Source organism: Carnobacteriaceae bacterium zg-84 (genome assembly GCA_013874835.1).
Lineage (GTDB): Bacteria > Bacillota > Bacilli > Lactobacillales > Aerococcaceae > WM01.
In genome coordinates, this window is record CP059430.1 from 612,170 (window position 1) to 627,436 (window position 15,267).

At 33.0% G+C, this 15,267-nt stretch carries 12 protein-coding genes, 1 tRNA gene and 1 riboswitch; of the genes, 11 read left to right on the forward strand and 2 right to left on the reverse strand.

The genetic code is table 11. The features are described from left to right. The first annotated feature begins 61 nt into the window (after window positions 1-61). On the forward strand, window positions 62-3,817 hold the full coding sequence (locus H1220_03030; protein ID QMI86337.1) for a G5 domain-containing protein: 3,756 nt from the start codon (window positions 62-64) through the stop codon (window positions 3,815-3,817). 192 nt (window positions 3,818-4,009) lie between these two features. On the opposite strand, the gene H1220_03035 is transcribed toward H1220_03030, so the two are convergent. After that, a tRNA-Arg gene (locus H1220_03035) sits at window positions 4,010-4,081 on the reverse strand. Between the two features lie 270 nt (window positions 4,082-4,351). Here H1220_03035 and pflB point away from each other — a divergent pair. The 8 genes from pflB to H1220_03075 all read left to right on the forward strand — a co-directional run bounded on the left by pflB (window position 4,352) and on the right by H1220_03075 (window position 13,613). Then, on the forward strand, window positions 4,352-6,661 hold the full coding sequence (gene pflB, locus H1220_03040; GenBank protein QMI86338.1) for a formate C-acetyltransferase: 2,310 nt from the start codon (window positions 4,352-4,354) through the stop codon (window positions 6,659-6,661). A 97-nt stretch (window positions 6,662-6,758) separates the two neighbouring features. Further along, window positions 6,759-7,517: a pyruvate formate lyase-activating protein gene (gene pflA, locus H1220_03045; GenBank protein QMI86339.1), complete on the forward strand. Its 759-nt coding sequence runs from the start codon at window positions 6,759-6,761 to the stop codon at window positions 7,515-7,517. Between the two features lie 172 nt (window positions 7,518-7,689). Beyond that, on the forward strand, window positions 7,690-8,430 hold the full coding sequence (locus tag H1220_03050; protein QMI86340.1) for an alpha/beta hydrolase: 741 nt from the start codon (window positions 7,690-7,692) through the stop codon (window positions 8,428-8,430). Between the two features lie 39 nt (window positions 8,431-8,469). Beyond that, complete coding sequence (gene rnr, locus H1220_03055) at window positions 8,470-10,665, forward strand: ribonuclease R (GenBank protein ID QMI86637.1); 2,196 nt, start codon at window positions 8,470-8,472, stop codon at window positions 10,663-10,665. An 8-nt stretch (window positions 10,666-10,673) separates the two neighbouring features. Beyond that, entirely contained in the window at window positions 10,674-11,132 is a 459-nt protein-coding gene (smpB, locus tag H1220_03060; protein ID QMI86341.1) for an SsrA-binding protein SmpB, read from the forward strand. A gap of 3 nt (window positions 11,133-11,135) precedes the next feature. Beyond that, window positions 11,136-11,792, forward strand: a complete 657-nt coding sequence (locus H1220_03065; protein QMI86342.1) for a histidine phosphatase family protein — start codon at window positions 11,136-11,138, stop codon at window positions 11,790-11,792. Window positions 11,793-11,927: 135 nt separating this feature from the next. Then, window positions 11,928-12,929: a catabolite control protein A gene (gene ccpA / locus H1220_03070; protein ID QMI86343.1), complete on the forward strand. Its 1,002-nt coding sequence runs from the start codon at window positions 11,928-11,930 to the stop codon at window positions 12,927-12,929. Between the two features lie 12 nt (window positions 12,930-12,941). Then, window positions 12,942-13,054, forward strand: a riboswitch (FMN riboswitch). Between the two features lie 40 nt (window positions 13,055-13,094). Continuing rightward, window positions 13,095-13,613, forward strand: coding sequence for an ECF transporter S component (locus H1220_03075; protein ID QMI86344.1), 519 nt, complete (start codon window positions 13,095-13,097; stop codon window positions 13,611-13,613). Between the two features lie 4 nt (window positions 13,614-13,617). Here the strand turns inward: H1220_03075 and H1220_03080 are convergent, their stop codons facing one another. After that, on the reverse strand, window positions 13,618-13,821 hold the full coding sequence (locus H1220_03080) for a ferredoxin (protein ID QMI86345.1): 204 nt from the start codon (window positions 13,819-13,821) through the stop codon (window positions 13,618-13,620). A 79-nt stretch (window positions 13,822-13,900) separates the two neighbouring features. Here H1220_03080 and H1220_03085 point away from each other — a divergent pair, with 79 nt between their 5' ends. Next, a complete protein-coding gene (locus H1220_03085) occupies window positions 13,901-14,503 on the forward strand; it encodes a LysM peptidoglycan-binding domain-containing protein (protein ID QMI86346.1) in 603 nt (200 codons plus the stop codon). 51 nt (window positions 14,504-14,554) lie between these two features. Next, window positions 14,555-15,232 (forward strand): (d)CMP kinase, encoded by a 678-nt coding sequence (locus H1220_03090; protein ID QMI86347.1) that lies wholly within the window; start codon window positions 14,555-14,557, stop codon window positions 15,230-15,232. The last annotated feature ends 35 nt before the right edge of the window (window positions 15,233-15,267 follow it).

A 15,267-nucleotide genomic window follows, 5' to 3' on the forward strand; every position in this document is an offset into this window, starting at 1 on the left:
ACGATTTGTTGTGCTATAATGTAAATAAATTTATGGATAAATATTGTGGGAGGTATGTAAAATGTACGGAAAGAGGAATGTATTGGGTGAAAGAGTACGTAAGTATGCTATAAAAAAATATTCTATTGGTGTTGTTTCGGTTTGTGTAGCTTTTGGGGTTTTATTTATAGGGTGTAATGAATGCGTTTACGCAGTTGAAAAAAATATGGTTGATGTGACTGAAAATACTGAAAATAAAAAAACTTTAGAAAAAGAGTTGTTAGACAAAAAAAGTTTACACAATAATGATGATAAAATTCCTGCAAATATTGATAATAATGTAAATGATGTAGAGAATAGAGAAAAAGAAACTGCATTAGAAACCTCTTTAGAAAACCATTCTTCTTTTAGAATGGCAAATGTGGATGTGAATGATGTAAAAGCCATTATTCCATTAGATAATGAAGGAAATATTAATGAAACTATTAGTAATGGTACAGTGGATAAAGTTTTAGTGATAAAAAATGATGGAACAATTACAAAAGAAGAAGCAAATGGTTCTTATGCGTACGAACCAAAACAAGTTGTAGATGATAACCAATTAGTTCCAGCTATTGAAGCGTTTAAAGAAGTTGAATATGATGATTTATATACTATATTGCAACCAAGAGTTCGTTTTTTAGAACAACTTCAAATTCAAAATGATTTAAAAAAAGAAATCGGACGAGAGCCTACAGGAAATGAATTGAATGCTCGTATTAAACAAGTATATATGGATAAGTTGGATATGAGACACCAATTTGAACATGTAAAAGATAATATCGAAAATACGATAAAAGGACTTGTCGAGCGTTCTGTTCAAACAGATATGAATAAAATTATAGAGAATAAATCTCAGATTTTATTAGGTTTATCTTATTTAGAAAGACAATATCCTTTTAAATTTGATACTATAAAAGCAAAAGATTTAATTTTGTATCATCCAGAAATATATGGTACAAAAACCGATCCATTGGATAGATTGATTGATATTGGACGTCTAACCTATGCTGATGTTGAATTATCAAATACAGATAAAACATATGAGAAAAGAATCAAATCTATTACAAAGCAAAATACAATTTATGACTTTATTGTAAATCATGTTAAAATGTTTGAACCAAACTTGACACCGAGCGATTGGTTTAAACAAAATACAAATGTGATAATTGTTGAATCTGAGAGTCCTTATGCAGATTCTAATTTATTCAAGAAGATGTCACATGATACACGGTTACGCTCACATTTAATTCCGTTATTAACGGTTAATGAAAAAAGTTTATATGCAATTAGTACTATGAGTACGGTTACTTACGGTTTATTGGATTCATATTTAAAAGATAAAACAGATGAGGTGGCATTTGAGTCTTTCAAAGAAATGATGAAAGAAACAGCTGTTAAACAAGAAGCCTTTGTCGATTTTTGGTATCGTATTAGTGAAAAAAAAGATAGATTATTTGAAGGAAATGATATTTTAGTTATTGATACGATGAGAAGATATAGTGATAATCCAACTGAATCAGGGAAACAATCATGGTTGCCGTCGTATGGTGAAAATAGTGTAGATGGTATTCGTCAGTTTATGGCTCCATTTAGGTATCATTTAGATTTTTTACAAGCAGATGGACAAGCTACTGGGGATATAGTGAATCATTTTTTAGCAAAAACATTAACCGATAGAGGACAATCTGTTTATACTCATGAAATCACGCACATGCTAGATCAAAAAGTTTGGTTTAATGGATATGCCAGACGTGAAGGTCAGGGTGTTGAAGTCTATGCTAGAGGTCTATTTGAGTCATTAAATAATACAAAAGGTGCTTCTGGTTATGAATCAATTTTTAATTTAAATACCACGTATGAATTACGTGGAGAGGGACGAACACAAAATGAGTCGCCTAATCGTTTTCAAAAAGAATCTGATTTAAAAGAGTATATGCAAGGGATAATGGATGTTTTGTATACATTAGACTATGCAGAGTCTGAATCTATACTCAAACAATCTAACGATAATAGAGCAATTTTATTAAATAAAGTAACACTTATACCAGATGCAAAGAGAACAAACCAAGTAAAAGACAGCTTTTCAAATATTGATGAAACAACAGCAGGAAGTTTGACATCTATCAATGATTTTATTGATAAAGGTATTGTATCCGGTCGATTAGCTTTTAAAGGGCATCAAACTGTTGGAGAAGCAACACCAAATGGATATCATGTTGTTCCACTTTTTGAGCCAATATATGCAGGTGTTCAAAATGATGTCGGTTCAGTAGGTGATGTTACGTTTAGACGTTATGCCTACGAATTGTTGGCTGAATATGGGTATAAAAACGGGATGATTCCATATCTATCTAATCAGTATGCCAATGATAAAGAAGCTTTGGCAGCTATTTTAGATAATGCTTATCAGGGAAATTTAGCTATATTTAAAAAAGATATGTTTAAACGCCGTATTGAAAAAGTAGATCAATTAAAAGAAACGCCATATTTTAAAAAATATAGTGAATTACAGACATTAATGGATGAAGCAATTGTTAAAGATTTAGAGCAGATGAAGAGAAATAAACAATATGGACAAAATATTTTGATTGGGGTTACTGCTGTTCATGATTTAAAACAAAAAATATTTGAATTTTATTTAAACGACACGAGTGATTTTAGAAATACTATCTACAAAGAAACCGTTTACGGCAAAGACATTGAAGAAACTCGTGAAGATATTCCGATTACGATTACTCACCGTGAAGACGCAAACCTTTGGGAAGATGAAACAAGAACAGAGGTTGGGGAATTAGGTGTAAAGCTTATTACAAAAATATGGATAACCGAAAACGGAGTGCGATTAGGAGAGCCAATCATCGTTTCTAAAGTTGAAAAAGCAATGGTACCTACTGTTATATATAGAGGAACAAAACCAATTGACAGTGAAACTGTTACAGAAACAGAAGAGGACATTCCAGTTACGATAAAAGAAGAAACAGATGCGACAATGTATACAGATGAAGTACGAACGGAAGAAGGGCGAGCCGGACTAAAACGTGTGAGAAAAGTACAACATTTTAAAAAAGGCGTTGCTTTTGGAAAACCTGTTGTAACCGAAGAAGTGATAAAAGCAATGGTACCTACTGTTGTGTATAGAGGAACAAAACCAATTGACAGTGAAACTGTTACAGAAACAGATGAGGACATTCCAGTTACGATAAAAGAAGAAGCAGATGCGACAATGTATACAGATGAAGTACGTACGGAACAAGGGCAAGTAGGATTAAAACGGGTAAGAAAAGTACAACATTTTAAAAAAAGCGTTGCTTTTGGAGAACCTGTTGTAACCGAAGAAGTGATAAAAGCAATGGTACCGACTGTTATATATAGGGGGACAAAACTTAAAGACCAATCGGAAATAATTGAAAATATGCCATTTACGGTTGAAACGATTGAAGATAATACTTTGACTATTGGAACAAGAATTGTAGAACAAGTAGGGAAAGTTGGTAAAAAACGTACTTATATTGTTAATGGTGTAGAAAAAGAAGAGGTTATCATTCAACCTGTAATTGAAAAAGTACGAATTGGAACAAAAAAAGTAGTATCTATGGAGAGTATCGCTTCAGTTGTATTGTCTGATAAAAAGGAAATTTATTTAAACAAAAAAATAATAAAAAATGTTGAACAAGAAGTATCTAAAGATAAATTATTACCAAAAACAAATACTGAAAATATCCCAATAGAGATAGGTTGGTTGTCTTTATTTACTAGTTGGCTATTGTATATAATTAGAGTGAAAAAAGAAGATTAGTTTAGATGATGAAAATGATGTGTATCAAGTGGAGTAACCATTTGGTACATTTCTTTTCTTTTAGAGTAAAGTTAAAAGTTATGTTGGTACAAAGTAGAGATATATAATATGTATTAAACTTAAAAGAATAAAGGTACCTATTTTTAAAAGAAGATTTTAATTGGATAAAACATCGATTTATCAATGTTTTTACGCACCATGAGGGAATCGAACCCCCATTTTAAGAACCGGAATCTTACGTGATATCCATTACACTAATGGTGCTAGACTAGTATCAGTTTACTGAATTTTTATAGTAAATTCAAGTTAAAAATATTTAAGCGTTATATAACAGGTTGTTTTTTGTTTATAGAACTGTTACAAAAAATTGTGACAGATTTATCATACTTTTTATATTTTTTATAAAAAGCTAAAAAAATATATGTTTTTAACAGATAAAAGACTTGATTTTATTTTACATAGCTGTACTAATTGTGATACAATAACTGTATCAATAAGTAATATACTTTTGTTAAAAACATCACAAGAAGGAGAATGAAAATGGCACAAACAACAAAAGAATTGTTAGCTGGATTTGAAGATAAACAATGGGCTGGTTTTAAAGGAACAGCTTGGAAAGAAAATATTGATGTTGCACAATTTATTCGTGATAACTATACAGAATATAAAGGGGACGAGTCTTTCTTAGCAGAAGCAACAGAGGGTACAAAAAAATTAAATAAAGTATTCCAAGATTTACTTGCTAAAGAAGTTGAAAATGGCGTTGCAGATATGGAAGAAAAAGTCGTATCAACGATTTTAGCTTACGATAAAGCCTACATTAGTGATGAATTAAAAGATTACGAAAAAATTATTGGTTTACAAACAGACAAACCATTAAAACAAGGTTTAAATCCTTTTGGTGGTGTGCGTATGGCAAAACAAGCCTTAGAAGCGTACGGTTATAGTTTAGATAAAGAAGTAGAATCAATCTTTACAGATTGGGTACAAACACATAACCAAGGTGTATTTGATGTTTATGATGATTCTATTCGTAGAGCACGTCGTAACAAAATCATTACAGGTCTGCCAGATGCTTATGGTCGTGGACGTATTATTGGTGACTATCGTCGTGTTGCGTTGTATGGTGTAGATTTCTTAATGAAACAAAAATATCAAGATTGGAAAAATCTTGAAAAAGAAACTTACACTGATGAAGAAATGCAATTACGTGAAGAAGTTTCAAAACAATATCGTGCTTTAAATGACTTAATCAAATTAGGGGATTTACACGGATTTGATTTACGTCGTCCTGCTCAAACAGCACAAGAAGCTATTCAATGGACTTATTTAGCATTCTTAGCAGCAGCAAAACAAACAAATGGTGCGGCAACATCACTAGGACGTATGGATGCATTCTTTGATATTTATATTGAACGTGATTTACAAGCTGGTTTAATTACAGAGCAAGAAGCACAAGAATTTATTGATCATTTTGTAATGAAATTACGTATGATTCGTTTTGCACGTACGCCTGATTTTAATGATGTGTTCTCTGGTATGCCAACATGGGTAACATTATCTATTGCAGGTATGAATAATGATGGACGTTCATTAGTAACAAAAACAGCATTCCGTTGCTTACATACATTGTATACAATGGGTGAGTCACCAGAACCAAATTTAACAATTTTCTATAACGAAAAATTACCATTGGCTTATCGTCAATATTGTGCACAAGTATCTATTGATACATCTGCTATTCAATATGAAAATGATGCTGTTATGAGTATGAGATTAGGTTCAACTGATGCTGCGATTGCATGTTGTGTATCTCCATCTGTTATGGGGTTAGAGCATCAATACTTTGGAGCACGTTTCTCTGGACCAAAAGCATTATTATATGCTGTATCAGGTGGTATTGATGAAAAAACACGCGATCAAGTTATCGAAGGTTTAGAACCAATTACCTCAGATTACTTAGATTATGATGAATTGATGGAAAAATTAGATAAAGTATTGGATTGGACAGCTAAAACGTATATGCGTGCATTGAACATTATTCATCGTTCTCATGACCGTTATGCGTATGAATCAAGTCAAATGGCTTTATTAGATACACATCCACATCGTTACTTTGCAACAGGTATTGCAGGATTAGCGTTAGTAGGAGATATGTTATCAGCTGTTAAATACTCAAAAATCCGTATTATTCGTGATGAAACAGGTTTCCCAGTAGATTATGTTGTAGAAGGAGAACAATTCCCAACATTTGGTAATAATGATGACCGTGTTGACTCATTAGTAACAAACTTCTTACATGATTTCATGGAACGTTTACGTAAATTACCAACATACCGTAATGCAGAGGTAACAACATCTATTTTAACAATTACATCAAATATTGTTTATGGAAAATCTTTAGGAAATGTATTCACAGGTTCTAACCCAGAAATCGTAGGATACCGTGAACCATGGACACCAATCGCACCAGGAGCTAACCCTCAATATAATTCTGTTAAATCAGGTGCTTTAGCTGCACTATCATCAGTTGCGAAAATTCCATTTGATGATGCAAAAGACGGTAGTTCATATACATTTGCTATTCATCCAAAAGCGTTAGGACGTGATGATAGTGATCGTCGTGCGAATTTAGCAACAATGTTAGATGGATACTTTGTGAAAGGTGGACATCACTTAAACGTTAACGTATTAAATCGTGAAAAACTAATTGAAATTTTAGAACATCCAGAAGAAAATCCACATGCTGTATTACGTGTATCTGGATATGCATTGTACTTAAATAAAGCAACAAAAGCACAAATTGCAGATATTTTAAATCGTGTTATTCACAATCAATTCTAATCTGTGTGTGATGAAAAGCTGTAAGTCTTTCTTGCAGCTTTTCTGTTTATTATGATAAACTAATTGTAAAGAAATCAAAGAAAAAGGAGGTAAGCGCATGACTGTTTTAGGAAGGGTTCATTCAACAGAGAGTTTTGGTTCTGTTGATGGTCCGGGTATTCGTTTTGTAGTTTTTATGCAAGGGTGTCATTTGAGATGTCAATTTTGTCATAATCCAGATACTTGGCGACTAGGTCAAGGAGGACGTGAGTGGACGGCAGAAGATTTATTGAATGAAGCATTAAAGTATAAAGAGTTTTGGGGAGAACGAGGGGGTATCACGGTTAGTGGCGGAGAACCTTTAATTCAAATTGATTTTTTAATTGAATTTTTTAAATTGGCAAAAGAAAAAGGTGTCCATACGACATTAGATTCTTGTGCAGCTCCATTTACATTTGATGAGCCATTTTTTTCAAAATTTAATGAATTATTAAAATATACAGATTTGATTCTATTGGATATTAAGCAAATTGATGATGAAGAGCATAAAATATTAACAGGACGAAGTAATCAAAATATTTTAGATGCGGCAACATATTTGTCTGAGGTAAATCAACCTGTTTGGATTCGCCATGTCTTAGTACCAGGTGGTTCGGATAAAGATGAATTGTTAGTACGATTAGATAAATTTGTGAAAACATTGAAAAATGTGAAAAGGGTAGAAGTGTTACCTTATCACAAGTTAGGTGTCTATAAATATGAGGTGCTAGGTATTCCGTATCCTTTAAAAGATGTGGAGCCACCTACACCAGATCGTGTAGAAAATGCTAATCGCTTATTACATTGTAAAGATTATACAGCTTATTTATCTATGTGAAAAATAAGTGTATAGATGATAAAAAGATATGTTGAGGTATATCAACATATCTTTTTTTGGAAATGTAACGGTATTTTGGCATTAGATGACAAGATACAGTATAATGTATAGAATAGGATAAAAGCTCCTCATGAGATAGTAAAAAGAAAGATAGTAGATAGAGGTTTCAGTGATGACAAATGGTATTTTTTTACAAGGTTCAAAACGTGCGATTATTTTGCAACATGCTTATACGGGTACACCAAATGATGTAAGGCTTTTGGGCACGGCACTTCATAAATTAGGATATACAGTCTATATGCCTTTATTATCTGGACATGGTACAAAAGATATGCGGGCTATTTTAAACAAAAATCCTAAAATGTGGAGAGAAGATACGAAAAAAGCTGTTCAATTTGTTTTGGATAAAGGGTGCGCACAAATTGCTATTTTTGGATTATCTCTTGGAGGAATGCTGGCTTTAGATATGTTAACGCAAAGTCATCCGTTTATTATAGGAGGAGGGTCTTTTAATTCTCCTGTTCCGTTGGATGACAGCTCGAAAGTCGAAGAACAGTTTATGGTTTATGCAAATCAATTTTATGATGAAACAGTTATTTCCGATAAGGAGGAATATTTGTCTGATTTAGTTGAAAAAATACCGGTGCAGTTGGAGCAAATTAAGATATTATCTGAAGAGATAGCACAGTATTTAAATCGTATTGATGTACCGGTGTATATTGCTCAAAGTGGAGCAGATGAATTGATTGATGCTCGTATTAGTGAACATATGGTTCGTCAAATAAGTTTTGCACCTGTTGAATTTGTATGGTTTGAAAAAGCAAAACATGTTATAACCATTGGTGAAAGTCGTGTGGCATTTCAAAATAGTGTGATTGATTTTATTGAGAAATTAGATTGGGAGGTGATATAGGTGAAAGAAAAAATTTTATCTCTTTTAGAAGAAAAAGCAATGACTGTTAAAGAAATATCAGAAGTATTGCACCAAACAAGTGCTTTAGATTTTAAAGCATTGGTAAAGCAATTATCTGAATTAGAGAGAAAAGGTCATTTAATATTTTTAGATAGCGGTAAATTGAGTTTACCTTTTAAGCATAAAACATTAACGGGTGTTTATCGTGCAAATGAAAGAGGCTATGGGTTTGTGAGTGTTGAGGGGATGATGGAAGATATTTATATTCCAAAAGGATACCAACAGACTGCACTTTCTGGAGATAGGGTTGTTATTGAGATTATTAAAGAAGCCGATATGTTGGAGAAAAAAGGTATGGAGGGGAAAGTTCTTTCTATTGAGCAACGTCAGTTGACAAGAGTTGTGGGAGAATATGTACGTTACTCAAACCACTTAGCAGAAAAATATGGCTATACGGGATATGTTTTACCAACTGAAAAAACTTTATCAGATATGACATGCTTTATTTTACCGATAGGGTTAGATGCGGTTGATGGAACAATTTGTGTAGTTGACATTACACAATATCCAACATTGGACAATCCTAAAAGTTTAGAGGGAGTTATCATAAAAGAAATTGGATTTAAAGATGCTCCGGGTGTTGATATTTTAACGATTTTGCATCAACATGGTATTCCTACAACATTTCCAGAGGATGTGCTAGAACAAGCAGAGCGTATTGCATTAACATTGAGTGAAGATGATTTAAAAGGAAGAAGAGATTTAAGACAAGAAACGATTATTACGATTGATGGAGCAGACGCAAAAGATTTAGACGATGCTATTTCTTTAAAAATATTAGAAAATGGGCATTTTCAATTAGGTGTGCATATTGCAGATGTATCGCACTATGTTACAGAAAATAGTCCTCTTGATTTGGAAGCTTATGACAGAGGAACGAGTGTGTATTTGACCGATAGAGTGGTGCCGATGTTACCACAACGTTTATCAAATGGTATTTGTTCATTACATCCTGATGAAGACCGCTTAACAATGTCTTGCGTGATGGAAATAGATATGTCTGGTTGCATGCATCATTACGAGATTTTTCCTAGTGTCATTTGTTCTAAAAAGCGAATGGTTTATGATACAGTAAATGCAGCGATTGTCGAAGGGAACAAAAAAGCAAGAGAAGAATATGCTCCTTTTTTACCGATGTTAGAGCAAATGCGTGAGTTACATTATGCCTTGTACCATTTACGTAGACGTAGAGGTGCGATAGACTTTGATACGAAAGAAGCAAAAATTTATGTTGATGACAATGGAGCACCAACCGATATTGTACTTAGAACGAGAGGGTTAGCCGAGCGAATGATAGAATCGTTTATGCTTGTAGCAAATGAAACGGTTGCGAAGCACTATATGGATAAAAAATATCCGTTTATTTATCGTGTCCATGAGCAGCCAGCAGAGGAAAAAATGCAACGATTCATGGAATTTTTATCTGCTTTTGGTGTGACGATAAAAGGTACAAGTGAAACCGTGGATGCTAAAGCGTTGCAAAAAGTATTATCGGATATTGAAGATGAACCTTATGAAGCTGTTGTATCTACGGTATTATTACGTAGTATGAAGCAAGCAAAATATGATGCAGCACCATTAGGGCATTTTGGTTTATCCACAGATGAATATACACATTTTACTTCTCCAATTAGACGTTATCCAGATTTAATTGTGCATCGTTTTATAAAAAAATATGAAAAAGAAAAACCGCTAAAAAGTGATTATGATATGCTAGAGCAACGATTAGAAGATATAGCACATCAAAGTTCTTTAATGGAAAGAAGAGCTGTTGAAGCAGAGCGAGATACGAATGCATTGAAAAAAGCAGAATATATGCTCGATAAAATAGGACAGGAATTTGGTGGCGTTGTTAGTTCGGTAACACGATTTGGTATGTTTGTTGAATTGGAAAATACGGTTGAAGGACTTATTCATGTGTCTAAAATGAGTGATGACCATTATGAATTTATTGAAAATCATTTGTTGTTGGTTGGCACAAGAACGGGTAAAACGTACCAAATAGGACAGCAAGTAACGGTAAAAGTAACAAAAGTTGATATAGATACACATGATATTGATTTTGAAGTCGTTTTATCGGAAAAAGAGAAAAAAACAGCGAAAAGAATGACAAAAGCTAAAAAACAAAAAGGAAAGCAACAAACAAAAAAATTTGTAAAGAAAAAACGTAAGTAGGTGAGTGTGTGCCAAAAGGTGAAGGAAAAGTAGTTGCAACAAATCGTAAAGCAACGCATGATTATCATATTGAAGATACATTAGAAGCAGGAATGGTTCTAACTGGAACGGAAATAAAATCTATTCGTAATGGACGTATCAATTTAAAAGACGGTTTTGCAAGAGTGCAAAAAGGAGAGGTATTCTTACATAATGTACACATTAGCCCATTTGAACAGGGGAATATTTTTAATCATGAGCCATTACGAACAAGAAAATTATTGTTGCATAAGCAACAAATTAAACGATTGGAAAAAGATGTCAAAACAATCGGGTATACATTGGTCCCATTAAAAGTTTATTTAAAAGATGGTTATGCCAAATGTTTAATCGGATTAGCAAAAGGGAAGAAAAATTATGATAAGCGTGAATCGTTAAAACAAAAAGATATAAAACGTGAAACAGATCGAATGATGAAAGTGAGGTAGTAGATGTCAGTAACATTTTATTTTATGCGTCATGCAGAAACGTATTTAAACAAATATGAACGAATGCAAGGGTGGGCAAATGCTCCATTAACAGAAAAAGGGATTTTAGATTGTATAGCGAGTGGAAAAGGATTGGCAATGACATCATTTGATGCAGTGTATACGAGTGATTTGCAACGAACAAAGGATACAGCAAAATTGATAATGGCTCAAAATAAGGTGTCTAAGTCTATGCCTTTTATTGAAAAATCAGAATTTAGAGAAGTATTTTTTGGTAGTTTTGAAGGACTATATGCACCAGAAGTGTGGCAGTCATTACGTCATTATGCAAAAAAAGAATACGATATTGACGTTTTAACAAGAGAAAATCAACTTAATTTTTTGCACGAAATGGATAGTACAAAAGATGCGGAAGATTATATGACATTTTGGTTGAGAATTGAAAAGGGGCTGTATGATTTATTAGAAAAACATAAAGAAACAAATGATACTATTTTAGTTGTTAGCCATGGTTTTGCATTGAATGTGATGATGCAAGGTATTATTCCAGACTATACCTATTCAAGTCCGCTACTGAATGCGAGTGTAAGCAAAATTATTTATGAAAATGGACAATTTCATTTAGAGTATGTGAATAGTATTGACCATTTCGTTTATTAAATAATTAGAGAAGATAAAAAAATGAAAATGATAATTATTTTCAGAAAAAAGTTGATTTAACAGCTATGAAACGCTTGCACAAAAAAGAAGCGAATGCTATACTATAAAAGTAAATAACGAAAGGCAGGGATAACTATGGATAAAGAAACAGTAACAATTTATGATGTAGCAAGAGAAGCAGATGTTTCAATGGCTACGGTCTCTCGTGTTGTCAATGGTAATCCAAATGTAAAAGCAGCGACTAGAAAAAAAGTATTGGAAGTTATTGACAGATTAGATTATAGACCAAATGCTGTTGCTCGAGGTTTAGCAAGTAAACGTACGACAACAGTAGGGGTTATTATTCCAGACATAACAAATTTATATTTTTCTGCTTTAGCAAGAGGAATTGATGATATTGCTGCAATGTATAAATATAATATTATTTTAGCTAACTCAGATCAAAGTCATGTAAAAGAAATGCAAGTATTAAATGCGTTATTAGCGAAACAAGTTGATGGTATTATTTACATGGGCTATGATTTAAATGATGATTTACGTTCAGAAATCATGCGTTCAAAAACCCCTGTTGTGATTGCCGGTTCAGTAGATCCACTAAATCAAATTAGTAGTGTTAATATTGATACAGTTGAAGCAGTTAAAGAAGCTGTGTTGAAATTGATTGATAATGGAAATAAACGTGTGGCATTTGTGAGTGGCCCACATATTGAACCAATTAATGGTGTGTATCGTCTAAGAGGGTATAAACAAGCTTTAGAAGAAAAGGGATTACCTTACGATGATACATTAGTTGTGGAATCAGAATACTCTTACAAAGAGGGTGAAAAAATCATTTCTCATTTACAAGCAAGTGGTGCAACTGCTGCTATCGTTGGGGATGATGAAATTGCGGTAGGTATTTTAAATGCTGCTTTAGCAAGAGGTATTAAAGTACCAGAAGAATTAGAAATTATTACAAGTAATAATTCTAAATTGGTACGAATTGTACGTCCTGAATTAAGTACAATTATGCCACCATTATATGATATTGGTGCTGTATCTATGCGTCTATTAACAAAAATTATGAGTAAAGAAACCGTAGAAGATAATGCGATTGTTTTACCATACAAAATGAGATATAGAGGCACAACAAAATAAGAAATAAAAAAGATCTATCTTCGGGGTAAGGTGTAATTCCTAACCGGCGGTAAAGTCCGCGAGCGCAAGCAGAACTAGTGAAATTCTAGTACCGACAGTTAAAGTCTGGATGGGAGAAGAAAAAATATTATTTTTATGAAGATGGATCCTTCTAGGAGGATTACAATGAAAGTAAGAAAATTAACAACGTTGGCAGTTTTGATTGCTGTGACAATTATTTTATCAAAAATTGAGATACCTATTATACCGTATGCAACATTTTTGAAACTAGATTTTAGTGATACTGTTGTCTTTATTGCGGGATTATTGTATGGGTATTCTGGATTATTAACAGTAGCTATTGGAAAGGGCTTATTATTGTTATTAACAGGCTCAGATATGATTGGTGCTGTTGCCAGTATTTGTGCCACAATCATATATGTAGGAATATTCTATATTCTTTACAAAAAAAATAAACATATTTTATTGCCAAGTATATGTAGTACATTGACATTAGCGATATGTTTATCAGCGTTAAATTATGTGGTGTTTATCCCTTTATATGAAACTGTATTTCACATGGAATTGGGTAATACATTGATGTTAGTATTAACAGCAGTACTTCCTTTTAATTTGATTAAAGGAATTGCTTTATCAATCGTGAATAGTATACTGGTAAAAAACAGTAAACGATTTATGATGTAGTATATTATTTATCAAAACGTTTAATAGCACCAGTAGGACAGTTGATATAAGCGTCTTTAAACGAAAACATGAGTGATTCGGGTATGTGAGTCTGTCTATCGTACAGACTATGCGCAATTCCTTCGTCATCATAATAAAAAAGTTTTGGTGCTTTTAGTTGGCATAAGCCGCATGCGATACAGTCTTCTTGACAAACATCGTAAAACATAAGGTAAACTCCTTTACTTTATCATGGATTTATCATACTATAAAAATAAAGATATGTATATAATTTGGAGGAATAGACAGTGGAACATAATGAAGAATTTGAACCGTTAGAAACAGTAGAACAAGAAGCGTTAGAACAATTAGAAGATGATACAGCAACTAGAGTAGATGAACCTTGGTCACATCGCTTTGAGAAAAAAGAAAGACCTACAACACGAAGTGCAAAAAATCATGCTGACCCAGAAGCTTCTTTATACACAAAAATTATTTTTGTTGTTTTAGCTATTTTAATTGTTGTTGTTCTTGGTTGGATTGGTTTAAAAACATTAGGTATTGGAAAACCTGCTGGAGAAGTGACAACATCTCCAACACGTGTATCTAAATTAACAATTCAAACAACAACGACAGAAACAACTAAAAAATCTGATGAATCGGCAACAACGACCACAACAGCTGATAATAAAACAACAACGACTACAACGACTGCAACAGAACGTAAAGAAACAACTAAAGCAAATAATAGAGGAAACAGAAGTACAACGACATATTCTGTAAAATCAGGCGATACATTGTATAGCTTGGCAAGAAGATTTGGTATGACAGTTGATGAAATCATGTCTTTAAACGGTTTATCATCTGATAGATTGAGTATTGGACAAAAATTATCTGTTTACGAAAACTAATGATAAAGCGATAGTTACTTAGTAACTATCGCATTTTTATGGAGAATGAACATGTCAAAAAAAATATGTGTGGCTATTGATGGTCCAGCATCTTCTGGAAAGAGTACGGTAGCTAAAAGAATTGCAGAAAAATTTAATTATATTTATTTAGATACAGGAGCAATGTATCGCTGTATTACTTTATCTGTATTGTCTAATGATATTGATATGCAAGATGAACAAGCGGTATCGGCACATTGTCAACAACAAGATATCCGGTTTAGTAAAAATATAGATAATCAACAAATTGTTTTATTAAATGGAAAAGACGTTACATCGGCTATCCGTCAGCCAAATGTGGCGGAAAATGTGTCTTTAGTTGCTTCTTATGAAGGTGTACGTACGGATTTGGTTGCTAGACAAAAATCGTATATTGCACAAGGCGGCATTGTTATGGACGGTAGAGATGTTGGAACTGTTGTTATGCCTGAAGCAGAGTTGAAAATTTTTATGGTTGCTAGTGTAGAAGAGCGTGCACGTCGTCGTCATGAAGAAAATAAGCAACGCGGTATCCATTCTTCTTTGGGGGAATTATGTCAACAAATTGAAAAAAGAGATAAACTTGATGAATCAAGAGTCATTGGTCCATTGAAAAAAGCAGAGGATGCGATTGAGATTGATACGACATCATTAACGATTGATGAAGTTATTCAACAAATTTCTGAATATATTGAAATGATACTAAATTGAGTCCCCCATAAACGTATATTACCCCTTAAATTCAA